We start from the raw sequence: 24317 nt of genomic DNA on the forward strand, positions 1-24317 counted from the left end.
TTTTTATCCTCACATTGCGTTGCCGAAGTTGTTGTTTTTATCCTTCGCAGCTGGCGTACGGTCTAGGGGTTGCGGGTTTCCTCCTCTCGCAGCAGCGCACTCAGCGTATCCAGGCGAGCCCCTTGAAAGGCGACTGCCGCTCCTTGTTCGAACACTTTTCTGGCCAGGCACGTCAACACGGTGCCTGGCGGTAACTCGATCTGTAGACGCACGCCGCGCTCATACGCGGTTTGCACGGTGCTGCGCCAATCAATCACCCGGCACATGTTGAACGCCAGGTCGTCGCGTAATTTATCGGCGGTCAGCACCAACCGCGCAGTACTGCCGCTGAGATAGCGCAAGGTCGGGGCCTGAACAGACACTTTGGCAAAAGCCTCCGCCAACGTTACAGCGGGTTGCTCCAACAAGGCGCAATGAGATGGCACACTGACCGCCAGGCGCTTGACCGCCGAAGCACCGATTTTTTTTGCTCGCTCGGCGACCTCTGCCATCGCGCCATCGCTGCCCGCGATCACCAACTGGTTATCCGCATTGATATTGGCAAGATAAACCGGCGTGTCCGGGCCGTGAACCTGCCCGATCAACGCTTCGACAGCAGGTTGATCCAGCCCCATGATTGCAGTCATGCCGTAACCATGAGGGTAAGCGCCCTGCATCAGCTCACCGCGCAGGGCCACCAGACGCACGGCATCGCCAAACGCCAGCGAACCGGCAATCACCGCCGCTGGATAAGCGCCGATGGACAAGCCTGCTACGTAATCGGGGGGGCTTGCGCGCTCGATCAGCACGCGGGCACACGCCACACCCGCAATCAACAAACACAACTGCACGGCGCGGCTATCGGCCAGGGCTTCGACCGAATCGAGTGCCAGTACCTCTTCACCCAGTTCGTCGCTGGCCTGGCGCAGGCAATCGCGGACCAACGTTTCGTCCGGCAAACGATGCAGCATGTGCGGCTGTTGCGCGCCCTGGCCGGGAAACACCATAAGGCTGCTCATGCGGCGTGCTCAATCAATCGCCAAGGATCGCTGAGCAGACACGCGCCCTCAGAAGTTTTAAGCAGGACTTTGCGCGCTGGGCCAGCCCACTCGCGCAAGGCCATACCGCCGCCAGGGACTTGTAATTGCAGATCGATCCGGCAGCCCGTTCGCGTCATCGTCGCATCCAATACGCGGACCAGCTCGGCCGCCTGCTCGCGGCTGAAGAACTGTGGTGTGCGCAGAATCAAATCAAGGTCGCTGTCACGATGCAGCGCAGCCAACCCGCTGGCCAGTTCAAAACCGGCACTGCCGCTGACGCCCCACACTAACCCCAGGTCTTCCATCAGCGGCCGAACCTGCGCCAGTGCTCGTAGCGCAGGCCAGTCGCGACCCTCTTGACTCTCCACATGAATGAGTTGCTCCGGCTGCACCTGGCGCTGGACATCTGCGCACTTGATCAGCGTGGCGTAGCGCTGTTCGCGCTGCTGACCACGAACACCGACCGCGATCTTATCCGCTGCGCACACCGCGCGACGCACCACCACCGGATGGCCAAGGCTCAACGCCTCGGCGACCCAGCTCGGCGCATCGTCAGCCAGCGCGTGCACAGGTAACCCCCAGAGCAAGTCGTGGGGCAGCACAGCAACGGAGGCGTTCATTTACCACTGCGCCCGGAGTAATTCACGCACCTTGGCAGACGCCGCACGGTTGCTCGCACCCAGGCGGCTGGCCAGGTCCGTGCCGGTCGCTTGCACATCCTTGATCGCCAGTGTCAGGCACGCCTGAACATGATCAATGTCTTGCGCCGTCGGTTGCTCAATCTGGCTGACGGACAGACTTTCCCACAGCAACCCGAGGGTCGCGTAACTGTCGATGTCGTAGGCCATTGGCGGCACGCTGGCGGCCAGTTTTTCCAGCTCCTCAACGGTGCGCAAGGTGACCCGGGCGGCTGAAGCCTTGCCCATGGCATGCACCATGACGCCCGGGTCACGCAGGGCAATCAGACGGTTGGCCTGATAACCATGAGCCAGAAAGGCACCGGACATGGCCTTGCCCACCAGTAAAGCAATCACCGGATGCCCGGCCAGACGCGCGCGCGCATAGCTGTCCACCGCACCGGCGAGGGCTTGATGAATGCCCAGCGCTTCTTCGCGCCGACCGTACGCCTGGCTCGGCACATCGACAATGACGATCAAGGCGCGCTTGTGCTCACTGCGCTGATCCAGCGTTATCGCGTCATCCACCGCCTTGGCCAATCCCCACCCTTCAAGCAGCCCGACTTCGCCGTTGCGCGCCCGAGGGAAACGGTTTTCAGGGTCAGCGACCACCGCCAGAAAACGTACCGGCTGATCGCCCAGCATGCCGTCGGCCACCTTGAGCGATGCAGGCAAACCCACAACTTCAGTCGCCCCGCCACTCAACGCCAAAAACCAGTGCAACCCGCGTTGCGAATACTCGCTCATGGTTACGTACTCGCTCATGGCCGTTCTCCTTGATAAAGGGTGCGCACCGTCTGTGGATCGATTTGGGGTGCTGTATCCAGCTGCGCCAGGCGCTGCAGAAACAGTGCGTATTGACCGCTGCGTTGCTGTTCAGGCAAGCCCTGCTTGAGCCAGGTATCGACCTGACGCTGAATGCTCGTCACATCATCAATCGAGAAGCCATCTGCCAAGCCGCTGGCGAAGCGCTGCTCACCCCCGGTCAGGCTCCAGATGAAAGGTCGGTTGCGCGAGTCGTACTCTTCGATGCCTGCTTCCTGCTCAATCACCTGTGGTCCGTTCAAACCCAGACGGGCCTCGCGAGTCACCAATATATAGCTGCATAGACCGGCAGCGATGGACATCCCGCCGAAGCAGCCAACGCTCCCGGCAATCACACCAATCACCGGCTGGTACTGGCGCAAATCGACAATCGCCGCGTGGATATCAGCAATCGCCGCCAGCCCAAGATTGGCCTCTTGCAGGCGCACACCGCCGGTTTCCAGGAGCAACACGGCGGCGGTTGGAATGCCGTTACGGTTATCTTCAGCGGCCAGTTCCAGCGCACCCGCAATCTTCGCCCCGCCGACTTCGCCGAGGCTACCGCCCTGAAACGCGCCTTCAATGGCGGCGATGACCACCGGCAAACCACTGATAGAACCTTTGGCGATCACCACGCCATCATCGGCCTGCGGCACAACGCCTTGCTTGGCCAGCCAAGGCGACATCATCCGGGCGAAAGGGTCGAGCAACTCACGGAAGCTCCCGGCATCCAGTATGGCGCGGGCACGTTGGCGAGCATTGAGTTCGACGAAGCTGTGCTGACGCAATAAACGCGCGTTGTCAGTCATGACCGATCTCCTCGAAACCTTGCTCCAGACGCAACCGCACCACACCCGGCGTCGCGCCGAAATCATGAATATCGATGGCCAGCGCGGGCGGCAATTGCCCGTCGAACATGCGCTCGAACAAGTGCTGCCAACGGGCGGCACTGCCGTTGACCGATGTCACCACCTGTATCGATAGCTTGCCCGGCTGACCCGGCTCAAGCAGGGCTTCCAGATCACCCGAACCGACACAACCCACCAACGCACGCCTCAGGGGCGGCTGCCCGGCAGGGAATTCAAAAGACAGGGTTTCCATGATCAAAAAATCCTCGATTGATCGCCGAGCCCAGGCTCAAGGCTATCGATAAACAGGCACGCGGCGAGCAGGTCCGCAGCGCCACCCGGCGATGCGTTCAGGCTCAACAGCTGTTGATCCAGTTCATGCAGGCAACGCCGACCGCCGAGGCTGGCGCTGCCGCCAGCATCCAGGACCCGTTGCGCGCCGAGTTGCATGGCTTCAAGTCCCGGCTGGCCAGCGCGGTACAGCACACAGGTGTCGGCCAGGGTGGTCATGATCGCCAGCAGCGCATCGAGTCGAGCGCTCTGTTCGCCGTGCCCGGCCGCGCGGCTGCGTTGCAACTGCGGCAGGCCATGTTGGATCACGGCTGGAAAGCCCAGCTGCGCCTGCTCCCGAGCGCCGCGTGCGCCATAACGCTGGGCGACTCTGGCACCGTGGCTGTTCTGCAACGGCGAATGGCGGTCATCGATCAATGCCAGTTTCGCTGCCCGCAGGCTCATGCCCGCCGCCGTGCAATGGCCAGGCTCCAGGGCCACCGCCGTCACCAACAGACCCAAAGCCCAAATAGCCCCACGATGGGTGTTCACGCCACCGGTGGTGTTGAGCATCGCCACTTCACCTTCGCGACCGATCCGGCCCACGGCCTCGCGCAGTGGCTGGCCAACGACGCCAAACTCAAGGGCGGCTTCGGCCATGTGCTTGAACGCTGGCCACAACGACAGCGCAGAAGCGTGCATCAAGCCCAGGTGCAGATCCTGATGCGCGCCGCTACCGCGACGGTCGACCAACGCCGGTTTCGGCGACAGGTCTGCTTCATCGATCAGCGCATCCACGGCCAGGTCAGCCAAACGGTCGGCCAACGAAACAACGACAGGTTGCAGGTTGAGTGCGCGCATCACCAGCTCCTGAATTGGGCGGGCGGGTTGTACAGGCCGCCGGACCACTCGACCAGATCGGCGACGCTTTTCGCGGCCAGCAATTCGCGGCTGGCGTCGGTGCGGCGGATGCCCAAATCTTCAGGTAAGGCGATCAAGCCTTCGCGGCGCATGCGCGCTGTATCTTTAGGGTTGTGACGCATGCCGATGGCCGTCACGCCTGCGACCGCAGCGATCATCGCCTGACGCTCTTCCAGAGTCCGCGCCTTGTACAGATAGGCGATGCCTTCTTCGGTGAGCAAGTGGGTCACGTCATCGCCGTAAATCATGATCGGCGCCAGTGGCATACCGCTCTTCTTCGCCACATCGATCGCGTCCAGGGTTTCGACGAACGTCGGTTTACCGCCTTCCTGGAAGGTCTCGACCATCTGCACCACCAGCTTCTTGCCGCGCTCAAGGTAGGCGGCCGGACCGTCACCGGTCTGCTGGCGCATGTCCAGCCAGGCCGGGGTCGCATGACGACGGCCGTGCGGGTCATGGCCCATGTTCGGTGCGCCGCCGAAACCGGCCAGGCGCCCACGGGTCACGGTCGAGGAATGGCCATCGCCATCCACCTGCAACGTTGCGCCGATAAACAGATCAACCGCGTACTGACCGGCCAATTGGCAAATCATCCGGTTGGAGCGCAGCGAGCCGTCACGGCCGGTGAAGAACACGTCCGGTCGCGCAGCGATGTAATTTTCCATGCCCAACTCAGTGCCGAAGCAATGAATGCTTTCGACCCAGCCACTTTCGATGGCTGGAATCAGCGCTGGGTGCGGGTTGAGGGTCCAGTTGCGGCAGATTTTACCTTTCAGGCCCAGAGACTCGCCGTAGGTGGGCAAAATCAGCTCAATGGCGGCCGTATTGAAACCGATGCCGTGGTTCAGCGACTGCACATTGTGTTTTTCATAAATGCCGCGAATCGCCATCATCGCCATCAACACGTGCACAGGCTTGATGTGGCGCGGGTCACGGGTGAACAGCGGCTCTATGTAAAACGGCTGATCCGCCACCACCACGAAGTCGACCCAGGACGCTGGAATATCGACCCGAGGCAGGTCGCTGACATCATCCACCAACTGATTGACCTGGAAGATCACGATGCCATCGCTGAACGCCGCCGGTTCGACCAGTGCCGGCGTGTCTTCAGTGCTGGGGCCGGTGTAGATGTTACCGGCACGATCCGCCATGAAGCCGGCCGCCAACACCACGTTGGGGATCAGATCGACCACCAGCCGTGAGTACAATTCGATGTAGGTATGGATGGCGCCGATTTCCAACAAGCCATCTTCCAGCAACTGGCTGATGCGCAGGCTTTGCGTGCCGGCGAAGGAAAAGTCCAGCTTGCGGGCGATCCCGCGTTCAAACAGATCCAAATGCTCGGACCGGCCGACGCTGGGCATGATCATGTGCAGATCGTGCAGCTTGGCCGGATCGACCTTGGCCAGGGAACGGGAAAGAAAATCTGCCTGCTTCTGGTTGTTGCCTTCAAGCACCACACGGTCGCCGGGGGCCAACAAGGCTTCCAGCGCGGCGACGATATTCTCGGTCGGCAATACCACGCCATCGGCGAGAGACCGCACCTGCTCGAGTCGCCGCTGCTTTTCGCTGCGCCGACGCGACCAGCGCGGATCGGGTGTATTTATTGTTGTCATGCTCACTCCACGCGTTTTCGCTGTCGTGAGCCACCTTATGAGGGAATGGTGAAGCGCATCAATCAAGCAAGGGATGAAATCATTACGGCTGGAGTAATGATTTCAGCCAGACGCTGATCCTCTGTAGGAGCTGACTTGTCTGCGATCCAGCGCGAAGCGTTGGAAAAAGTAGTGAATTCACCGCCGCCGGAAGGCCGTGCCGGCCTTTTCGCGGGCAAGCGCGCTCCTACAGTTTGCTGCGCGACAGCGCGGCGTCGAAGACAGGGCGGAATCTCCTACATGGACCCTGTAAATCAAACCGCCCAGTTGATCTGATACCGAGTGCTGCGCCCGCCGCCTGGGAGTTTCTCCAGACAGCCTTTGTCCAACAGATCACGGAGATGCCGGGTGGCGGTGGCTTTACTCACTTTCGCAACGGCCTGGTACTGCGCAGCGCTAATACCCGCGTCGAAACCTGCGCCAGGTTTATCAACCAACACATCCCCGTCGAGTAAACGGTTGAGCACTTTAATTTGCTCGGCAGAGAGGCCGTGCTCGCGGTACTGCTGCCAATAGCGCGCCTTGGCCAGGACTCGGTCAATGCGCTTTATGGCCTGCTCCAGCGTATGCAGCAACGTGTGCAGAAACCACTCCAGCCATGGCGTGATATCCAGCGTAGCCTTCTGACTGGCTTCGAGAATGCTGTAATAGGATTGACGCGCACTGAGGATGCTTGCCGACATCGCATAAAAGCGAATGGACTGATCTTCGCCTTGAGCCAAAGCAAGGTCGGTGATTGCGCGCGTCAGACGACCATTGCCATCGTCAAACGGGTGCACCGTCACGAACCAGAAATGCGCGATGCCCGCTCGCAACAACGGGTCGAGACTGGCGTCTGTACGACTACTGTTGAACCACGCAAGGAAACGAGTGAGCTGTACGTCCAGCCCTGCTCGCGGTGGCGCCTCAAAGTGCACGGTAGGCCGATCCAGCCTTCCAGACACCACTTGCATCGCCTCTTCGCCGCGCAAGGTGCCGACGCGGATACCACGCATCAGCACCGTTTCTTCCGCAGGAAAGAGCAACGTATGCCAGTGCAACAACCGCTCAAGGGTCAAGGGCGACAGGTGTTGCCGGGTGGCATCAAGCATCAGCTCAGCCAAACCCTCGCTGCGTTGACTGACACGCTGATCCCCCGTTAACCCCAGGCGACGCGCCAGAGAAGAGCGCACAGATCCTGCATTCAGCTGCTCACCCTCAATGGCCGATGAGGTAATGATGTTCTGCAGCAGCGTATCCAGTTCGGTCTGCGCGCTGGCATCTACCCCTGCCGCACCGATCATTCCCAGCAACCGCCCCTGAGCCTGCGAGCACCCCCGTAACAACGGCGCGAGTCGATCAGCCCGCCACGTGAAATGCGGCCAGTCGGATTGCTGCCATATCCAGTCGGTGGGTTCGTTCATGGGTCGTCCTGAAACGTGTGAGCCGAATAAAAGCGTTATTCGGCTCATTAGGTGAGCCGATTGTGCGATTTATTCGGCTCATCGTCTATATCGCAGGCACGCCCACACCGTCTAAACCAACCCCGCCGCCACCAACAATTCCTCCAGGCCCACCAGGTCCGGGATTTTCGCGACGGTGTCGCCGACTTGCACCGCCGCCAGTTCCAGTTCGGCCAAGGGCACGTCGACGTAGCTGAGTTGGCTGTCGAGTTTGCAGGAGCGAGGAATGCCCTGGGTCAGCAGCGCAATGAACTCAAGGTCGGCGCGGCCACCCAGGGCGTTGAGAACGACAATACGGGCCCGGCCGCCGACGCGGGTCCGGCTGCCGCAGGTGGCTTCGAAGCTGAGCAGCGACAAGGTGCGGTTACGCCAGTAAATCGGTCCCAGGTACCAGATGGGCGCATCGGGCTCGGCGTTGCTGTCCTGATAGTCGATCAGCTCAGCCACGGCGACGTTGGGCACCAGCAGGTTGCGGTCGCCCAAGGGCAGCAGCAACCCCGTCAGGGTGGTCAGTTGGCTGGGGGTTGCGCTAGACATGTACCGGACTCCATTGGGCGATGCTTTCCAGCAATACTGACTCCTGATACGGCTTGCTCAGGTAGTCGTTAACACCAACAGCCATGGCGTGGTCGCGGTGTTTTTGTCCGGAGCGGGACGTGATCATGATGATCGGCAGGTCTTTGAGCCGGTCGTCATTGCGAATTTTGCTGGCGACTTCGAAGCCGTCCATGCGCGGCATTTCGATGTCCAGCAGCAGAATGTCGGGGGTGTGTTCCTGCAACAGCGCCATGGCATCGATTCCGTCTTTGGCCGTCAGCACACTCATGCCGTTGCGCTCAAGCAGACGGCTGGTGACCTTGCGCACCGTCACCGAGTCGTCCACCACCATCACCAACAACGGACGGGCTTGTGTGACCTCAATGAACTTCGGTGCTCTTTGGCCCGCGGCATGCTGCGCTTGCAGACGACCATACAAGGCGCGGATATGCGCTGGCAGATCGAGAATGAACACCACGCGCCCATCGCCAAGAATGGTCGCGCCGGAAATGCCCTGCACCCCGGCGAATTGCGCACCGAGGCTTTTCACCACGATTTCCCGCGAGCCCGCCAGCGCATCCACCTGCACGGCCACCCAATGGTCGTGCACATGCACCAACAGCACGGGCAACGGCTGGGTCTGGCCGAGCAGTTTGGGGGGCAGGCCATTGTTCAACAGCTCGCCGAGGTAGCGCAGCTCGTAGCTTCGCTCGGCGAAGTGGTAGCGTGGTGGATCGGACAGGTAACAGGTTTCCAGCTCGCCAGGCATCACCCGCACGATGCCTTCGACCGTATTGAGCGGCACCGCGTATTGCTCTTCCCCGCACTGCACCATCAACGCCCGGTTGACCGACACGGTGAACGGTAAACGGATTTGAAAGCACGTGCCCTGCCCCGGCGTCGAGTCGATGACCATTGAGCCGCCAAGCTGTTTGACCTCGGCGTGCACCACGTCCATGCCCACGCCGCGACCGGAGATCTGGGTGACTTTTTCGGCCGTGGAAAACCCGGCCTGGAGGATAAACTGGAGCAACTCGTAATCACTCAGTTCGGCATCCGCTTCCATCAAACCACGCTTTATGGCTTTGCGGCGCACGGCCCCGAGATCAATACCGCCGCCATCGTCACGCATCTCGATGACGATATCGCCGCCTTCGTGAACCATGCTCAGGCTGATCCGCCCCTCTTGCGGCTTGCCTACGGCTCGGCGTTCTTCGGCACTTTCCAGACCGTGATCGATGGCATTACGCAGCATATGCTCCAGCGGCGCGACCATGCGTTCCAGCACGCTACGGTCCATTTCACCTTCTGCGTCACCCACGTCGAAGCGAACCTGTTTATCCAGCTCGCCGGAGACCTGACGCACGATCCGCCGCAACCGTGGGAGCAGGCGTTCGAACGGCACCATGCGCGTGCGCATCAGGCTTTCCTGCAACTCCGTATTGACCCGCGCCTGTTGTGACAACAGCGCTTGCGCGTCGTGATTTCGGGTGTCGAGGGTTTCTTTAAGGTCGAGCAGGTCGGATGCAGACTCGAACAAGGCCCGCGAAAGTTGCTGCAACTGCGAATGACGGTCCATCTCCAGCGGATCGAATTCTTCATAGCCCAATCGCTCGGCTTGCACCTGCTCGCGGCTGAGAATTCGCCCCTGGGTTTCTATGTCCAGACGCCGCAACTGGTCGCGCATGCGCTCGATGGTGGTTTCCATCTCAACCAAAGTGACATGGGCATCGCTGACTTGCTGTTCGATACGCTCCCGGAAGATCGACGTTTCACCCGCCAGATTGACCAGGCTTTCCAGCTGTTCGGCCGCCACCTTGACCATTTCCGGTGGGGTGCGCTCAGCCTCGGCTTCGGCCGTCGAAGACACTGCCACCGCGCTGGAGGGTGCAGCCTCGCGCGGCGCATCGTCCAGTGTCGCTTTGGCGGTGAGCGACCCCAAGCCGTTTGGGCTGCTGAAACGATGGATGCTCTCGATCAACAACGTGGCGCTGGGCAGCGGATGCCGCGCACGCACGGCGTCAAGCATGCCAGCCAACAGGTCGTGCCCGCTTTGCAACAGGCTGATCAGCAGTGGATTACTGTGCAACAACCCGGCTGACAGGCCTTCATAGAGAAATTCAAGTTCATGGGCCAGGTCGCCAATCGGGGCGATTTCCACCATCCGTGCGCCGCCCTTGAGGGTGTGCAGATCACGCAGCAGGTTTTCCACCTCAACCGTGTTTTGCGGCTCGTCCTGCCAGCGGGCCAAGGCGCCGCCGGAGCTTTCGACAATGTCGAAGCCTTCCTCAAGGAAGATCTCCAGCAATTCAGGGTCGCGCTCTTCGAGGATATCGACCGCTGATCTGACGGGTTTCGGCTCGACGTCAGGGCGTGAACCTTGGCCAGTGCCCTGGCGAAAATCACGGATATATTCAATCAACTCAGCCGGACTGCTGAGCGGCTGATGGTCTTGCAATTGCTCCAGCAGGATCGCCAGAAGGTCGTGGCTTTGCAGCAGCAAGTCAGCCAATGCGGACGAGTGACAGTAGCGGCGGTCGATCAAGCCTTCGTATAGGGATTCCAGCTCATGACCCAGATCGCCCACGGGGCCGATTTCAGCCATGCGCGCGCCGCCCTTGAGGGTGTGCAAATCGCGTTGCAGCGAGGACAGCGGCAACGGGTTGTCAGGATCGGACAACCAACGGTGCAATGCCTGCCCGGCGCTGTCGAGAATATCCACCGCCTCTTCGAGGAAGATTTCCACGATCTCGTCATCGAGGCCGCTTAGCGGTGCATCGGTCTCTCCGGGCTCCTGCACTGCGGACTGAATAGCGTGTTCAACCGACTGTTCAATCGCGAGTTGCTCGGTCGCTGCATTCAGTTCGGTGATGCTCAGCGAGCGGCTACCGTCGCTTTTGATCAGGCCCATGGCGCCAGGGTCGAGGGCTTGATCGAGCAATTCGCGCAAGGCCCGAATGCGCTCCGGGCTGGCATCCACCTCTTGGCCTGCCGCCACTTGGTCAAGCATGTCGATCAGGGCTTCGTGCGCCCTTTCAACCTCATGAAAGAAGCGCTCGCTGACCGCCAGGCTGCTTTCTTCAACCGCGCCATACAGGTCCAGCAGTGCCTCACACAGCTCATCCACCTGCGGCAGATCGGCCATGTGCGCCCCATGACCCAAGGTGGTCAACTCGTCGAGCAGAGCGCTTAATTCCTGGCGCTCGCCGGGATGCTGCTGCCAGCGCTGCAACAGGCTTTCGGCATCGAGCAGAATGTCCATGCCCTCGGCCAGAAAGGTCGCGATCAATTGCGGATTGCGCTTGATGCGCAGGCCGTTGCTCGGTGCGCTAAGGGCAGCCGCCAGGCGGATGTCCAGCAGCGAATGCGCCTCGTCGATCAGCGCCGCTGCGCCCACGATGGTAGCCAGCGGGTCACTGTCGAGCTGGAGCAGGCCCTGTCGAAACAAGGGTTCGGCGGCCTTCAGTAGCTGAATTTCTGCCTGCCTCAGCGGAATCAGATTGGATTTAAACTCGAGGATCAACTGATCCAGGGGTCTGGCCAACTCGGCTATGGGCAGCACGCCCGCCATGTAAGCGCTGCCTTTGAGCGTGTGCAGGGCGCGCTGCAGGTCGTCGCTGATGGGCGGTGACACCGCTTCGGTGGCGCTGTCGAGAAAGCGATTGAGCGTGTCGAGATGGCTTCGCGCTTCCTGACGGAAAATCTCCAGCAGATGCGGGTCCAACGCCTCATCGTTGGCATTGACGGTATGAGCCATGACCGCAGCGATGAGCACCTCTTCGCCCTTGGCCAGCGCGTGGGCACATGCAGCCAACAGGTCGACATCATCACGCTGATGCTGGGCATTGTCGGCGAATTCGCGAATAACCTCAGGCAATAAGGCCAGCACGTCAGCCAGTAAACGCCGAACGCGCTGATCGGGTTTGACGCTGTTCTCCATGATCCGGTTGAGCAGGTTCTCCGCGGACCAGGCCAACTCGCCGAGGATCAACGCACGGACCATCCGCCCGCTGCCTTTTAGGGTATGAAATGCCCGGCGGACTTCGGTCAGCGCGGCGGTATCACGAGGGTCATCGAACCATTGTGGCAAGTGCTCGTGCAGCGCCACCAACACCTCATCGGTCTCTTCGAGAAACACCTCAAGCAACTCGTCGTCCACCCGCTCTTCATCGGCGGGCGGCGGCAACAGGCTGGTTGGCACATAGAGGGCCGGCGGATTAACGGCCGAAACCGGGCTGGCAAGCACTTGGGCGATGGTCTGCGTCGGGCTGACCAGTTCCTGACGGGCCTGCAACTCAAGCAACTCGTCCTGACTGATCACCTCATCGAGCAGCGGCACCTCGACAACGGCGTCCGGTATCGGCGAATACCCGAGTCCCTCCAGACTGGACTGAGCCCGGTCGAGCACTTGCTCACCCGGCGCTTCATGATCCTGGCCCAAACGCTCCAGGTAATACTCAATACTGGTGAGGGCGTCTGCCAGACCATCGAGCTGACCCCAGGTTGGTGGCGTGTTGTCCTCCAGCAAATGCTCCTGGATGTATTCGTTGCAAACCGCGAGCAGGCTGGCTGCTCGCGCCAGCGGAATCATCGCCAGTGCCCCGCGTACCTGCACCAGCAGCGCGGGCAAAGGCTCGAGCCGATGCCGATCCCAAGGGCCGTCGATATAATCGATGATCATGTCCTTGGCCTGCTGCAGCCCGATACGCGCCTCCTTGATCACCAACTGATGGATCTGGGTCAGGTCTGTCGTTGGCAAGCGGCTGTTTTCACGGTGCGTCTGCTCCACGGTGCCGACCATCCCGGCCAGGGTCGCTTCGACGTACAAGAGTGCGCCAGCGACATCCATCAACGCAGAGTCATCGGCTTCACGTTGGCCCTGGGCCAAACCCTGAACAACCGCCAATTGATCGATGATGACTTTACGTGGCTGACCGAAGCCAAGGACGGCCAAGGTATCCGCGACCTGTTGCAGCGGCGGCAGCAGGCTGTTGAGTTCACCAACGTGCTTGCGGTCGCTGCGCACGAAGACGTCCAGGCGATCTTTGACCCTGACCAGCTCCTCGCATAGCGCGACCACCACCGAGCGCATCGCATCGCGATCCGGGCCCGCCAGCCGCGCACGCTCTTCGTCGACCAGCGCGGTATCGGGCAGGGACTCGGCGAGGCCGTATTGATCTTTGAGCAGCAACATAGGTGGCGCCTGGCTGTCGGATTTGGCGATGTAAAACAACAGGCTCTTGAGCAACTCATCTGGCGCCGGCTGATTGATTGCGCTGATACCCTGCTCGAGCAAGCGCTTGAGTTCCTTGTCAGACTCTTTGAGCAGACCGCGCAACGCCGGGCTATTGGTGAACTGGCCGTCAGCCATGGTTGCGACCAGCGCCGACGCAATCTGCCACAACAGACCGAGCGGCGCGTCTTTGCACAATGCCTCAAGGCGGCTAAACACTTTGGCCATGTGACCGAGGTTGGTCTGCACCTCCTGCTCACGCAGTAAACCAACCAACGCCGCTTGGAGCATTTGCCGCCACTTGCGCAGCAGCGCCGCCAAGTCAGGGCTGTCTAGCTTGGCCAATGCCTGCGCGTCGAGTTCGGGAACACAGAGCAGTTGCGGGGCAAACAGACTGGTTTCCGACAGCAAGCTCTCGCCTCGGGCGCTGCGCAAATCATTCAGCAGCGGCAGCACCACAAGCGGCAAATCGCGTCTGGCGGTATGGATGCGGTCGAGGTAAACCGGCATCTGCACCATAGCCTGCGTCAGCAAATACACGGCTTCGGCCTGTTGCGCCACGCGACGTTGCTGCAACGCCAGCGCCAGTTGCTCGATTTCTTCGGCGAGCAGCGCCGCGCCATAGAATTCGATCATTTGCAGGCTGCCATGCACCTGGTGCACACAGCTCAGGCACTCAACCATTGAGGCCGGGTCCTGTGGGTGTGCGACAAACGCTTCGAGGGCTTGGCGGGCCTGTTTGAGCGTTTCGGCAATTTCGCCCTTGACCCATTCGAGGGCCACGTAGTCGTGCCGATCAGCCATAACAACTCCAGTCATTACCTATTATTTACCCGGGTGTTCAACCAGGGCCTTACGACGGTGGCAAGGTAAAACCAGACACCGAACGCCGCATCTCGCTGGCCATTTTCGCCAGGTTGCCGATACTTTCCGCCGTGGCCGTGGTGCCAGACGTCGTTTGTGTCGTGGTCTGGTGAATCACGCTCATGGTCCGGGAAATCTGCCCCGCAGAGGACGCCTGCTGCTGCGCAGCGTTGGTGATGCTCTGAATCAACGCCGCGAGGGTTTTCGAAACACCCTCGATTTCCTCCAGTGCCACCCCGGCATCGTGCGCCAGTCGGGCGCCGCGCACCACTTCGCTGGTCGTCTGCTCCATGGAGATGACCGCCTCGTTGGTGTCGTTCTGAATGGCCCGAACCAGGGTCTCAATCTGCTTGGTGGCCGACGAAGAGCGCTCTGCCAGCCGTTGCACTTCGTCGGCAACCACCGCAAAGCCACGTCCGGCATCCCCGGCCATCGAGGCTTGTATCGCCGCATTGAGGGCCAGAATGTTGGTCTGATCGGCAATATCATCGATCAAGCTGACAATATCGCCGATTTCCTGGGAAGACTCGCCCAAACGTTTGATCCGCTTGGAGGTGTCCTGAATCTGCTCACGGATGTTGTCCATACCGTTGATGGTGTTATGCACCACCTCGTTACCTTTATTGGCAATGGCCACCGAACGCTCCGCCACCGCCGACGACTCCGACGCATTGGCCGAGACCTCATCGATGGAAATCGCCATGTTATTGATCGCGGTCGAGGCAGCCGCAATCTGCAACGCCTGATGCTCGGACGCCGCCGCCAACTGCATGGCCGTGGTCTGAGTATCTGCAACCGCTGACGCGACTTGCTCCGCAGTCAGGTTGATCGTGGCCACCAGGTCGCGCAACTGGTCGATGGAGTAATTGATCGAGTCGGCAATTGCCCCGGTGAAGTCTTCGGTCACGGACGCGGCGACTCTCAGATCACCGTCGGCGAGGTTTTCGATCTCATCGAGCAGACGCATGATCGCGTGCTGATTGCGCTCGTTCTTCTCGGCGGTTTCGCGCAACTGCCGGTTGGTTTCGCGCACCATCACGATGCCGATCAAAATGATCGACATCAAGGCCAGCAGGCCCAGCAGGTAGCCGCCGATGCTGTGCATCGAACGCCCACTGGCCAGGTGCTCAAAATGATCGGCCAGCACCGACGCTTCATCGAGCAGGGTTTGCGAGGTGGTGAAGATAGTGCTGGCCGATTCACGCACTTGAAGCAGCTCGGGCGAAGTTTCGAGAATTTCATCCACGGAGCCTGAAACGAACTGGAACAGCTCGGCAATTTCGGTCAGGCGCACACGGGAATCGTGGTCCTGGACCTGGGTGATATTCATCACCGGATTGCCTTCAATCATGCCATTGAGCACCCGGCCAAACAGGCTTGCGTCGCGACCGAACGCATCGGCGGCCTGCACCGCGGTGTCATCCCCGGACAGTACAGTGTTGACCGAACCGAGAATTCGCTCAGCCAACAGCGACTGACGCTGCGCCACCGCCACCTGACTGGCCGGCGCATGATTTTGCAGAAGGCTGTCGACGACTTTTTCGTACTCGACCTGCAACTGCGGAATGGTTTCGGCCAGGGTTGCCGCCACTTGATGCAGGGACAGAACGGTCTGTTCACTGGCGACAATCACGTCGGTGCTCTTGCGCAGACTCTCCCAGTCCTTCTGCACGGCCTGCATTTCCTGACTCACGGCTGACGGCGCCGACGGCAACCCCGTGGCCTTGTCACCTTTTTTCAGGAAACCCCAGCGCAGATCAAAATCGTTGCGTGCGTCGGCCAACAGCTTGAACGCAGGCGCCTTGCCCGCGGCGGCTTCGGAGGCGTTTTTGGCGATTCGCTGAGACAACACGCGCAGCTCGCCTGCGTGGCCGATGTACTGTTTATCGTAATTCGACTGCGTGTTGAGGTAGGCGAAGTTAGCGAACAGCAACATGATAAAAATGATCAGGGCGACAAACAGCGCGGCGATCTGCGACCGACTGCGCTCACCCTCCAATGACCTACCTGTCTTGCTCATTATTCAGGGCCCCGCCTGGCCAGCAACATCTATTCATCCCGGAAATAAAAAAGGGCCCGTCGAGGCCCGCCGAAAAACGTTACAGCGCGACATCCATGAAGCCCGGTGATTGCGCCAGCGCATGCGGGCTGAAGACCAACCAGGCCTGTTCACGTAAGAACTGCCCCTGAATGAACGGCGCGACCCCCGCTTCGAACGCCACAAGTGGCTCAGGCATCAGGCTGCGTTGATTGAAATGCTGCACACCCAATACTTCATCGACCATCAGCCCGGCGAACACATCTTGATAGTCGACCACCAGCACCCGCCGCTGCTTGCGCACAGGCGACAACTCATGATCAAAAAACGCACACAAATCCATGATCGGCAGCAACCGCCCCCGCAGGTTGGCCACACCCTTGACCCAAGGCTTTACCCCAGGCAATACGGAGTAACGCGGCTCATGCAGGATCTCGCTGATCTCCCCCATGGGCGCCACGTAACACTGCTCGCCCATGCGAAAACCGATCCCGCTCCAGTCTTGCAGTCGCGTCTCCTGCAAAGGCAGACCGGCCGCGAGAGAGCGACAGCGCTGATCGATTTCAAGGAGCAACTGGAAGGCGGTTTGCGACTCAGCCATGAGTGCGGACCGTCAGCCGGCCAATACCGCATTCAGGGTTTTCATCAGGGTTTCTTCGTCCACCGGCTTGGTCAGGTAATCACGCGCGCCCTGGCGCTTGCCCCAGACTTTATCGGTTTCCTGATCCTTGGTCGTGATGATGATCACCGGAATCATGTTGGTGTCAGCGTCTTTAGTCAGCTGGCGCGTGGCCTGGAAACCATTGAGACCGGGCATCACGATATCCATGAGCACCGCGTCGGGTTTTTCCTGACGGGCCAGGGCAACGCCATCAGCGCCGTTTTCGGCTTTCAAGACGTGATGACCGTGCTTTTCCAGCATGCCGGTCAACTTGTACATTTCAGTCGGCGAATCATCAACGATCAGAATTCGAGCCATGGTATTCCCCATACGCAATGGATGCTCTCGACCCGCCAGGGCCACAGGGCATCAAGATACTTGTTGTTCTACTGCAACGAACTCCGGCACATGGGCCTTGATCGCGTTCAGTAGTTCTTCCTTGCTGAAAGGCTTGGTCAGAAACTGGTCTGAGCCGACTATCCGGCCCTTGGCCTTGTCGAACAGGCCATCCCTGGAGGACAGCATGATCACCGGCGTTGACTTGAATGCCCGGTTATTCTTGATCAGTGCACAGGTCTGATAGCCATCCAGGCGCGGCATCATGATGTCGACGAAAATGATTCGCGGGTGATTGTCGGCGATCTTCGCCAGCGCATCGAACCCGTCTATCGCGGTGATGACTTCGCAACCGACGTTCTTCAATAACGTCTCTGCGGTGCGGCGAATCGTCTTCGAATCGTCGATGATCATCACTTTCAAAGCTGTGGAATGCTGTTCCATGTTTGCTCTACCATCGCCGCGGCGAGTCGATTTGCTGCGTTGTGCCCGGCGTCTTCAGGCTGACATGGAGCTACCATGAGCCCCCAGCCCCTTAATTAACGGGGCCCAAGGCCAAGTGCCGAGCCTTTTTAGCACACTCTCCAGACGCAATCCATAAAGCCCGACGCTACGCGCTTGCCTCTTGACCCAGCGCATGCACGGCGCCACCCTGACGCCTATTTTCAGGCCCAAGCGGCCCTTACCGACAGAGGATATTGCCCATGAGCGTTCGCCTAGGGATTGTCATGGACCCCATCGAGGACATCTCCTATAAAAAGGACAGCTCGCTGGCCATGCTCCTTGCCGCCCAGGATCGCGGTTGGTCGCTGTTCTATATGGAACAGCACGATTTGTACCAAAACGCCGGCCAGGCACGCGCCCGAATGAAACCACTGAAAGTCTTCGCCGACCCCGAGCACTGGTTCGAACTGGGAGCCGAAATCGACAGCGGCCTGGACGACCTCGACGTGATCCTGATGCGTAAGGATCCGCCGTTCAACATGGAGTTCGTGTACTCCACGTACCTGCTCGAACAGGCCGAACGCGCCGGCGTGCTGGTGGTCAACCGCCCACAGAGCCTACGTGACTGCAACGAGAAGCTATTTGCCACGCTGTTCCCGCAATGCACGCCGCCGACCCTGGTCAGCCGCCGTATGGACATCTTGCGCGAATTCGCCGAACTGCATGGCGATGTGATTCTCAAACCGCTGGACGGCATGGGCGGCACATCCATCTTCCGCCACCGCGAGGGCGATCCAAACCTGTCGGTGACCCTCGAAATCCTGACGGCCAATGGCACGCAGCAGATTATGGCCCAAGGCTACCTGCCAGCGATCAAGGACGGCGACAAACGCATCCTGATGATTGACGGCGAGCCCGTGCCTTACTGCCTCGCACGCATCCCGGCCGCTGGCGAAACCCGTGGCAACCTGGCTGCCGGTGGTCGTGGCGAAGCCCGCCCCTTGACCCCGCATGACCGCTGGATCGCGGCCGAAGTCGGCCCGACACTGCGTGAAAGAGGCCTCCTGTTCGTAGGCATCGACATCATCGGCGAGCACCTCACCGAAATCAACGTCACCAGCCCGACGTGCATTCGTGAAATCGACAATGCCTTCGGCACCAACATTGCGTCCATGCTGATGGATGCCATCGAGAAGAAGCTCAAGGCCAGGTAAACGCTATCCCCGGCCTGATCCCCGTGCGGGTTGCACAGGAATGAGGCCGATCCGGCCTGCTCCAGACCAGCGCACACCGCAGTATTTGCGACAGTGCGCTATCATGCGCGGCTTGTGAAAATGTTGGACTGATGATGAACGCTTTGGCCGACGATCTGCCCCCTGAACTCGCCCGTGCTGGCGTGCGCCCGGCTGATCGGCTTGGGTTTACCCTGATGATTGCAGCGCTGATCCACGTAGCACTGATCCTCGGTGTGGGCTTCGCTTACGTCAAACCGCCAGACATCAGCAAAACCCTGGAAATCACCCTCGCCACCTTCAAAAGCGAAGCCCCGCCGAAAAAAGCCGATTTTCTCGCCCAGGATAATCAGCAGGGCAGTGGCACGCTGGACAAGAAGGCGATCCCCAAGACTACCGAGCTGGCGCCATTTCAGGACACCAAGATCAACAAGGTGACGCCACCCCCTGCCGCCAAGCCGGTGGAAAAGCAGGTAGCACCGAAAACGGCGGTCGCGACCACCGCGCAGAAAACCCAGAAAACCGTGACCAAGCGCGAAGAGATCAAGCAAGAACCCGCCGTCAAGGCCGCGCCGACCTTTGACAGCTCGCAGCTGACCAGCGAAATTTCCAGCCTGGAAGCCGAGCTCTCCAACGAACAACAGCTGTACGCCAAGCGCCCTAAGATCCATCGCCTCAGCGCTGCGTCGACCATGCGCGACAAAGGCGCCTGGTATAAAGAAGACTGGCGTAAAAAAATCGAACGGATAGGCAATCTCAACTATCCGGAAGAAGCGCGGCGCAACCAGGTGTACGGTAATTTGCGGATGATGGTGTCGATCAACCGCGATGGCTCCCTGTTCGAAATATTAGTGCTGGAGTCGTCCGGTCAGCCGCTGCTCGATCAAGCTGCGCAACGTATTGTGCGATTGGCGGCGCCTTTTGCGCCGTTCACCGGCGATCTGGCTGACATCGACCGACTGGAGATCATTCGCACCTGGCGTTTCGCCCGTGGCGATAAGCTGTCCAGCAACTGAAGACCTGAACACCTATCACATTAGCCAGTTGTCAGGCCCGTCGGGCAGCGCCACACTAGGGCTCATGAAAAACGTCCCCGCAAGCTACCTCAAGCATCACTTCCTGATTGCCATGCCGCACATGGCCGATCCGAACTTTGCGCACACCTTGACCTACATCGTCGAGCACAACGCAAATGGCGCCATGGGCCTGGTGATCAACCGTCCACAGGGCCTGACGCTGGCGGACATTCTTGAGCAACTGCGCCCGGAAACCGAACCGCCATTGCGCTGCCAGCACATCCCGATTCATACCGGTGGCCCAGTGCAAACCGATCGCGGCTTTGTCCTGCACCCGAGCGGACCGCAGTTTCAGGCAACGGTCGAACTCGGCGGCCTCGCGCTGTCGACGTCTCAGGATGTGCTGTTCTCTATCGCTGACGGCTACGGCCCGGATCAACATGTAATCACCCTCGGGTATGCGGGCTGGGAAGCCGGGCAACTGGACGCCGAGCTGGCCGCCAACATCTGGCTGACCTGCCCGTTCGATCCGGCCATCCTGTTCGATATCCCGAGTGAGCATCGCCTCCACGCGGCGGCGGCCGGCCTGGGCGTCAATCTCAGCTTGCTGACCAGTCAGGCGGGCCACGCCTGATGGCTTTACGTCTTTTGCTGGGCTTCGATTACGGCACCAAACAGATCGGCGTTGCCGTTGGTCAGGTGATTACCGGCCAGGCCCGCGAGCTGTGCATCTTGAAAGCGCAGAACGGTATCCCGGACTGGGACAAGGTCGAAGCATTGATCCGAGAATGGAAGCCCGACGCCATTGTCGTCGGCCTGCCGCTAAACATGGACGGCACGCCGAGCGACATGAGCGCCCGTGCTGAAAAATTCTCGCGTCGACTCAACGGCCGCTACAACCTGCCGGTGTATACCCACGACGAGCGCCTGACCACCTTTGAAGCCAAGGGCGAGCGTCTGTCCCGTGGCGGGCAGAAAGGCAGCTATCGCGACAACCCGGTGGATGCCATTGCTGCCGCGCTGTTGTTACAGGGCTGGCTGGATGCCAACGGCGCCCTGTTTGACGCGTGATCGCTTTATCGATCTCTTTATTGAAAGAATAGACATCCAGTTTTCAGCCTGAGCAACCTGCGTGAAAGACGCTCAGGCCCCTGAAGGAGCAACCATGAGTCTGCCCAATCCCGCCGCACTGATCAGCCAGATGGCCATTGATCTGAAGGCCTATCTGAGCCAGCGCAACATCACTGAACCGCGTTATATCGGCATTCGCACGGGCGGCATCTGGGTCGCACAGGCGTTGCTTGAAGCGCTGGGCAGCCAGTCGCCGTTGGGCACACTGGACGTGTCCTTCTACCGCGACGATTTCAGCCAGAGCGGCCTGCACCCGCAAGTGCGTCCCTCCGCCCTGCCGTTCGAGATCGAAGGCCAGCACTTGGTACTGATCGATGACGTGCTGATGAGCGGCCGGACCATCCGCGCTGCGCTCAACGAACTGTTCGATTACGGCCGTCCGGCCAGCGTGACCCTGGTCTGCCTGCTCGATCTTAACGCCGGGGAACTGCCGATTAGCCCCGACGTGGTCGGCGCCACCCTGTCGCTGGCGCCCGATGAGCGGGTAAAATTGCTCGGCCCCGCGCCGCTCGCACTTGAATACCAGAACCTCTCTGCCGCCGCCCTCTAGCCCCTAATAAAGAGTCCTTGCGATGACGCCTATCGACGCCAAGCGCCCACTGCAGCTCAATCATCAGGGCCAGCTGCGCCACTTTCTCTCGCTCGACGGTTTGCCCCGCGAGTTACTCACCGAAATTCTCGACACCGCCGATTCCTTTCTGGAAGTCGGCGCCCGGGCGGTAAAGAAAGTCCCGCTGCTGCGCGGCAAGACGGTGTGCAACGTGTTCTTCGAGAACTCGACCCGCACCCGCACCACATTCGAACTGGCTGCCCAACGGCTGTCGGCCGACGTGATCACCCTGAATGTCTCGACCTCGTCCACGAGCAAGGGCGAAACGCTGTTCGACACCCTGCGCAACCTTGAAGCGATGGCCGCCGACATGTTCGTCGTGCGTCATGGCGACTCGGGCGCCGCGCACTTCATCGCCGAACATGTCTGCCCGGAGGTCGCGATCATCAACGGTGGCGACGGCCGCCATGCGCACCCGACCCAGGGCATGCTCGACATGCTCACCATTCGTAGGCACAAAGGCGGTTTCGAAAACCTCTCCGTGGCCATCGTTGGCGACATCCTGCACTCGCGGGTAGCGCGCTCGAACATGATTGCGCTCAAAGCTCTCGGCTGCCCGGACATCCGCGTGGTCGCGCCGAAAACCTTGCTGCCCGTGGGCGTCGAGCAGTACGGGGTCAAGGTCTACACCGACCTGGCTGCCGGCCTCAAAGACGTCGACGTGGTGATCATGCTGCGCCTGCAGCGCGAACGCATGCAGGGAGGTCTGTTGCCCAGCGAAGGTGAGTTCTATCGCCTGTTCGGCTTGACCACCGCTCGTCTGGCTGGCGCCAAACCGGATGTGATTGTCATGCACCCAGGCCCGATCAACCGCGGCGTCGAAATCGAGTCGGCAGTGGCCGACGGCGCCCATTCGGTAATCCTCAACCAAGTCACCTACGGCATCGCAGTACGCATGGCCGTGCTGTCCATGGCCATGAGCGGGCAAACCGCACAACGTCAATTCGAGCAGGAGAACGCCCAGTGAAGCTCAGCATCCTCGGCGCCCGCGTAATCGACCCCACCAGCGGTCTGGACAACGTCATTGATTTGCACCTGGAAGCCGGCAAAATTATCGCCTTCGGCGAGGCGCCAGCAGGTTTCGTTGCCAGCCAAACGATCGAGGCCAAGGGCCTGGTCGCCGCCCCCGGCCTGGTCGACCTCAACGTAGCCCTGCGCGAGCCGGGTTACAGCCGCAAAGGCTCCATCGCCAGCGAAACCAGGGCTGCAGCAGCCGGTGGCGTCACCAGCCTGTGCTGCCCGCCACGGACTAAACCCGTGCTCGACACCTCCGCCGTGGCCGAGCTGATCATCGACCGCGCCCGCGAAGCCGGCAATTGCAAAGTGTTCCCCATCGGCGCCTTCAGCAAGGGTCTGGAAGGCGAGCAACTGGCCGAGCTGATTGCCTTGCGCGATGCGGGCTGCATCGCCTTCGGTAATGGTCTGGACAGTTTTCGCAATACCCGGACGTTGTGTCGGGCACTGGAATACGCCGCGACCTTCGACCTGACGGTAATTTTCCATTCTCAGGACCGCGATCTGGCTGAAGGGGGTCTGGCCCATGAAGGCCCTACTGCCAGCTTCCTCGGCTTGCCGGGCATTCCCGAGACCGCCGAAACCGTGGCCTTGGCTCGGGACCTGCTGCTGGTGGAACAAAGCGGCGTGCGTGCGCACTTCAGCCAATTGACCAGTGCACGCGGTGTGGAACTGATCGCTCAGGCGCAGGCCCGTGGGCTGCCGGTAACCGCCGACGTGGCGATGTATCAGCTTATCCTCACCGATGAAGCGCTGATCGACTTCTCCAGCCTATACCACGTCCAGCCGCCGCTACGCACCCGCGCCGACCGCGATGGCCTGCGTGAAGCCGTGAAGTCCGGGGTGGTTCAAGCCATCTCCAGCCATCACCAACCCCATGAACGCGACGCCAAGCTGGCCCCGTTCGGTGCGACCGAGCCGGGCATCAGCAGCGTTGAGCTGCTATTGCCGCTGGCGATGACGTTGGTCGCAGACGGCCTGCTCGACCTGCCAACCCTGCTGGCACGCCTCAGCGCTGGCCCTGCGGCGGCCTTGCGCCTGCCTGCCGGTCAATTGCGTGTCGGTGCGCCAGCGGATCTGGTGCTGTTCGACCCGACGGCTTCTACTGTTGTCGGCGAGAAATGGCTGTCCAAAGGCGAAAACTGCCCGTTCCTTGGCCACTGCCTGCCGGGGGCCGTGCGCTACACCCTGGTGGATGGACAGATCAGCTACAGCAGCTGATTGGGTCTTGATCGAGGTGCGTCAGATGCACCGCTTAAACTGCTTCGCAGCGGGACACGTAGTCTTGCAACTATGCGTCCCGCTGCGAAGCAGTCATCAACTCACCCCGCTACCCAACGCTCCCTTCACCTGATCCAACAACCCCATCTTCGATTCATCGGGCAACGTGTCGAGCAGGTCCTTAACCTTCGCCAACGCCTTCGCCGCTTCCGTGGCCTTGAGCAGTTTTTGCAACTCAGGCGTGGTCGCGGTTTCTGCGCTGAGGGGCGGCGGTGTGGGCAAGGCCTTCACCATTTTCAGCATATCGCCAGGGTCTTTGCTGAACGCCCGAATGTTGTCGAGAT

The 24317-nt window shown here is 60.6% G+C and carries 21 protein-coding genes and 1 pseudogene; 7 read left to right on the top strand and 15 right to left on the bottom strand.

Going from position 1 to position 24317, the window contains the following annotated elements; translation table 11 throughout:
* Positions 1-62: 62 nt before the first annotated feature.
* From mdcH to pilG, 14 genes are all read right to left on the bottom strand, one after another.
* Positions 63-998, bottom strand: coding sequence for a malonate decarboxylase subunit epsilon (gene mdcH / locus QN399_RS12015; protein WP_322218420.1), 936 nt, complete (start codon positions 996-998; stop codon positions 63-65).
* Positions 995-1639 (bottom strand): malonate decarboxylase holo-ACP synthase, encoded by a 645-nt coding sequence (locus QN399_RS12020; protein ID WP_330200976.1) that lies wholly within the window; start codon positions 1637-1639, stop codon positions 995-997. Before QN399_RS12020 ends, mdcH begins: the two co-directional genes overlap by 4 nt.
* Positions 1640-2443 (bottom strand): biotin-independent malonate decarboxylase subunit gamma, encoded by an 804-nt coding sequence (gene mdcE, locus QN399_RS12025; protein WP_322278471.1) that lies wholly within the window; start codon positions 2441-2443, stop codon positions 1640-1642. It lies immediately after the preceding gene.
* 14 nt (positions 2444-2457) lie between these two features.
* Positions 2458-3309 carry a biotin-independent malonate decarboxylase subunit beta gene (locus QN399_RS12030; protein ID WP_330200977.1) on the bottom strand — a complete coding sequence of 284 codons (852 nt, stop codon included), beginning with the start codon at positions 3307-3309 and terminating at the stop codon, positions 2458-2460.
* On the bottom strand, positions 3302-3601 hold the full coding sequence (locus tag QN399_RS12035; RefSeq protein WP_219063991.1) for a malonate decarboxylase subunit delta: 300 nt from the start codon (positions 3599-3601) through the stop codon (positions 3302-3304). Before QN399_RS12035 ends, QN399_RS12030 begins: the two co-directional genes overlap by 8 nt.
* Positions 3602-3603: 2 nt before the next feature.
* Positions 3604-4479 (bottom strand): triphosphoribosyl-dephospho-CoA synthase, encoded by an 876-nt coding sequence (locus QN399_RS12040; protein ID WP_330200978.1) that lies wholly within the window; start codon positions 4477-4479, stop codon positions 3604-3606.
* The gene (mdcA, locus tag QN399_RS12045; protein WP_330200979.1) at positions 4479-6155 is read right to left on the bottom strand and encodes a malonate decarboxylase subunit alpha; all 1677 of its coding nucleotides are present in this window, start codon (positions 6153-6155) and stop codon (positions 4479-4481) included. Before mdcA ends, QN399_RS12040 begins: the two co-directional genes overlap by 1 nt.
* 293 nt (positions 6156-6448) lie before the next feature.
* Entirely contained in the window at positions 6449-7597 is a 1149-nt protein-coding gene (locus tag QN399_RS12050) for a Fic family protein (RefSeq protein ID WP_323566394.1), read from the bottom strand.
* Positions 7598-7708: 111 nt separating this feature from the next.
* Positions 7709-8173 (bottom strand): chemotaxis protein CheW, encoded by a 465-nt coding sequence (locus QN399_RS12055; protein WP_330200980.1) that lies wholly within the window; start codon positions 8171-8173, stop codon positions 7709-7711.
* Positions 8166-14210: an Hpt domain-containing protein gene (locus QN399_RS12060; RefSeq protein ID WP_330200981.1), complete on the bottom strand. Its 6045-nt coding sequence runs from the start codon at positions 14208-14210 to the stop codon at positions 8166-8168. Before QN399_RS12060 ends, QN399_RS12055 begins: the two co-directional genes overlap by 8 nt.
* Before the next feature lie 49 nt (positions 14211-14259).
* Positions 14260-16290 carry a methyl-accepting chemotaxis protein gene (locus tag QN399_RS12065; protein ID WP_322176861.1) on the bottom strand — a complete coding sequence of 677 codons (2031 nt, stop codon included), beginning with the start codon at positions 16288-16290 and terminating at the stop codon, positions 14260-14262.
* A 79-nt stretch (positions 16291-16369) separates the two neighbouring features.
* Positions 16370-16909 (bottom strand): chemotaxis protein CheW, encoded by a 540-nt coding sequence (locus tag QN399_RS12070; RefSeq protein ID WP_322218430.1) that lies wholly within the window; start codon positions 16907-16909, stop codon positions 16370-16372.
* A gap of 12 nt (positions 16910-16921) precedes the next feature.
* Positions 16922-17287, bottom strand: coding sequence for a twitching motility response regulator PilH (gene pilH / locus QN399_RS12075; RefSeq protein ID WP_322176863.1), 366 nt, complete (start codon positions 17285-17287; stop codon positions 16922-16924).
* Between the two features lie 51 nt (positions 17288-17338).
* A complete protein-coding gene (gene pilG, locus QN399_RS12080; protein WP_219063982.1) occupies positions 17339-17749 on the bottom strand; it encodes a twitching motility response regulator PilG in 411 nt (136 codons plus the stop codon).
* Positions 17750-18009: 260 nt separating this feature from the next.
* Here pilG and gshB point away from each other — a divergent pair, with 260 nt between their 5' ends.
* From gshB to QN399_RS12115, 7 genes are all read left to right on the top strand, one after another.
* A complete protein-coding gene (gshB, locus tag QN399_RS12085; protein WP_322176864.1) occupies positions 18010-18963 on the top strand; it encodes a glutathione synthase in 954 nt (317 codons plus the stop codon).
* Between the two features lie 134 nt (positions 18964-19097).
* Positions 19098-19997: an energy transducer TonB gene (locus tag QN399_RS12090; RefSeq protein ID WP_322182920.1), complete on the top strand. Its 900-nt coding sequence runs from the start codon at positions 19098-19100 to the stop codon at positions 19995-19997.
* Positions 19998-20061: 64 nt separating this feature from the next.
* Positions 20062-20631 (top strand): YqgE/AlgH family protein, encoded by a 570-nt coding sequence (locus QN399_RS12095; protein ID WP_322176865.1) that lies wholly within the window; start codon positions 20062-20064, stop codon positions 20629-20631.
* A complete protein-coding gene (gene ruvX, locus QN399_RS12100; RefSeq protein ID WP_219063978.1) occupies positions 20631-21068 on the top strand; it encodes a Holliday junction resolvase RuvX in 438 nt (145 codons plus the stop codon). Before QN399_RS12095 ends, ruvX begins: the two co-directional genes overlap by 1 nt.
* A 94-nt stretch (positions 21069-21162) precedes the next feature.
* Positions 21163-21678, top strand: a complete 516-nt coding sequence (gene pyrR, locus QN399_RS12105) for a bifunctional pyr operon transcriptional regulator/uracil phosphoribosyltransferase PyrR (protein WP_322176866.1) — start codon at positions 21163-21165, stop codon at positions 21676-21678.
* A 22-nt stretch (positions 21679-21700) separates the two neighbouring features.
* The gene (locus QN399_RS12110) at positions 21701-22705 is read left to right on the top strand and encodes an aspartate carbamoyltransferase catalytic subunit (RefSeq protein WP_330200982.1); all 1005 of its coding nucleotides are present in this window, start codon (positions 21701-21703) and stop codon (positions 22703-22705) included.
* Positions 22702-23973, top strand: coding sequence for a dihydroorotase (locus QN399_RS12115; protein WP_330200983.1), 1272 nt, complete (start codon positions 22702-22704; stop codon positions 23971-23973). Before QN399_RS12110 ends, QN399_RS12115 begins: the two co-directional genes overlap by 4 nt.
* A 96-nt stretch (positions 23974-24069) precedes the next feature.
* On the opposite strand, the pseudogene QN399_RS12120 reads toward QN399_RS12115, so the two are convergent.
* A pseudogene (locus QN399_RS12120) lies at positions 24070-24317 on the bottom strand (hypothetical protein); the annotation flags it as partial.

The sequence above is a fragment of the Pseudomonas sp. 10C3 genome (assembly GCF_036346185.1).
GTDB lineage: Bacteria > Pseudomonadota > Gammaproteobacteria > Pseudomonadales > Pseudomonadaceae > Aquipseudomonas.

Bases quoted from the DNA above. Each gene is read 5' to 3' on its own strand.
- QN399_RS12020 (WP_330200976.1), bottom strand. From the start codon at position 1,639: ATGAACGCCTCCGTTGCTGTGCTGCCCCACGACTTGCTCTGGGGGTTA.
- pilH (WP_322176863.1), bottom strand. From the start codon at position 17,287: ATGGCTCGAATTCTGATCGTTGATGATTCGCCGACTGAAATGTACAAG.
- mdcH (WP_322218420.1), bottom strand. From the start codon at position 998: ATGAGCAGCCTTATGGTGTTTCCCGGCCAGGGCGCGCAACAGCCGCAC.
- QN399_RS12110 (WP_330200982.1), top strand. From the start codon at position 21,701: ATGACGCCTATCGACGCCAAGCGCCCACTGCAGCTCAATCATCAGGGC.
- QN399_RS12055 (WP_330200980.1), bottom strand. From the start codon at position 8,173: ATGTCTAGCGCAACCCCCAGCCAACTGACCACCCTGACGGGGTTGCTG.
- mdcA (WP_330200979.1), bottom strand. From the start codon at position 6,155: ATGACAACAATAAATACACCCGATCCGCGCTGGTCGCGTCGGCGCAGC.
- QN399_RS12095 (WP_322176865.1), top strand. From the start codon at position 20,062: ATGAAAAACGTCCCCGCAAGCTACCTCAAGCATCACTTCCTGATTGCC.
- QN399_RS12035 (WP_219063991.1), bottom strand. From the start codon at position 3,601: ATGGAAACCCTGTCTTTTGAATTCCCTGCCGGGCAGCCGCCCCTGAGG.
- QN399_RS12040 (WP_330200978.1), bottom strand. From the start codon at position 4,479: ATGCGCGCACTCAACCTGCAACCTGTCGTTGTTTCGTTGGCCGACCGT.
- QN399_RS12060 (WP_330200981.1), bottom strand. From the start codon at position 14,210: ATGGCTGATCGGCACGACTACGTGGCCCTCGAATGGGTCAAGGGCGAA.
- gshB (WP_322176864.1), top strand. From the start codon at position 18,010: ATGAGCGTTCGCCTAGGGATTGTCATGGACCCCATCGAGGACATCTCC.
- pyrR (WP_322176866.1), top strand. From the start codon at position 21,163: ATGAGTCTGCCCAATCCCGCCGCACTGATCAGCCAGATGGCCATTGAT.
- pilG (WP_219063982.1), bottom strand. From the start codon at position 17,749: ATGGAACAGCATTCCACAGCTTTGAAAGTGATGATCATCGACGATTCG.
- QN399_RS12070 (WP_322218430.1), bottom strand. From the start codon at position 16,909: ATGGCTGAGTCGCAAACCGCCTTCCAGTTGCTCCTTGAAATCGATCAG.
- QN399_RS12050 (WP_323566394.1), bottom strand. From the start codon at position 7,597: ATGAACGAACCCACCGACTGGATATGGCAGCAATCCGACTGGCCGCAT.
- ruvX (WP_219063978.1), top strand. From the start codon at position 20,631: ATGGCTTTACGTCTTTTGCTGGGCTTCGATTACGGCACCAAACAGATC.
- QN399_RS12065 (WP_322176861.1), bottom strand. From the start codon at position 16,290: ATGAGCAAGACAGGTAGGTCATTGGAGGGTGAGCGCAGTCGGTCGCAG.
- QN399_RS12030 (WP_330200977.1), bottom strand. From the start codon at position 3,309: ATGACTGACAACGCGCGTTTATTGCGTCAGCACAGCTTCGTCGAACTC.
- mdcE (WP_322278471.1), bottom strand. From the start codon at position 2,443: ATGAGCGAGTATTCGCAACGCGGGTTGCACTGGTTTTTGGCGTTGAGT.
- QN399_RS12090 (WP_322182920.1), top strand. From the start codon at position 19,098: ATGAACGCTTTGGCCGACGATCTGCCCCCTGAACTCGCCCGTGCTGGC.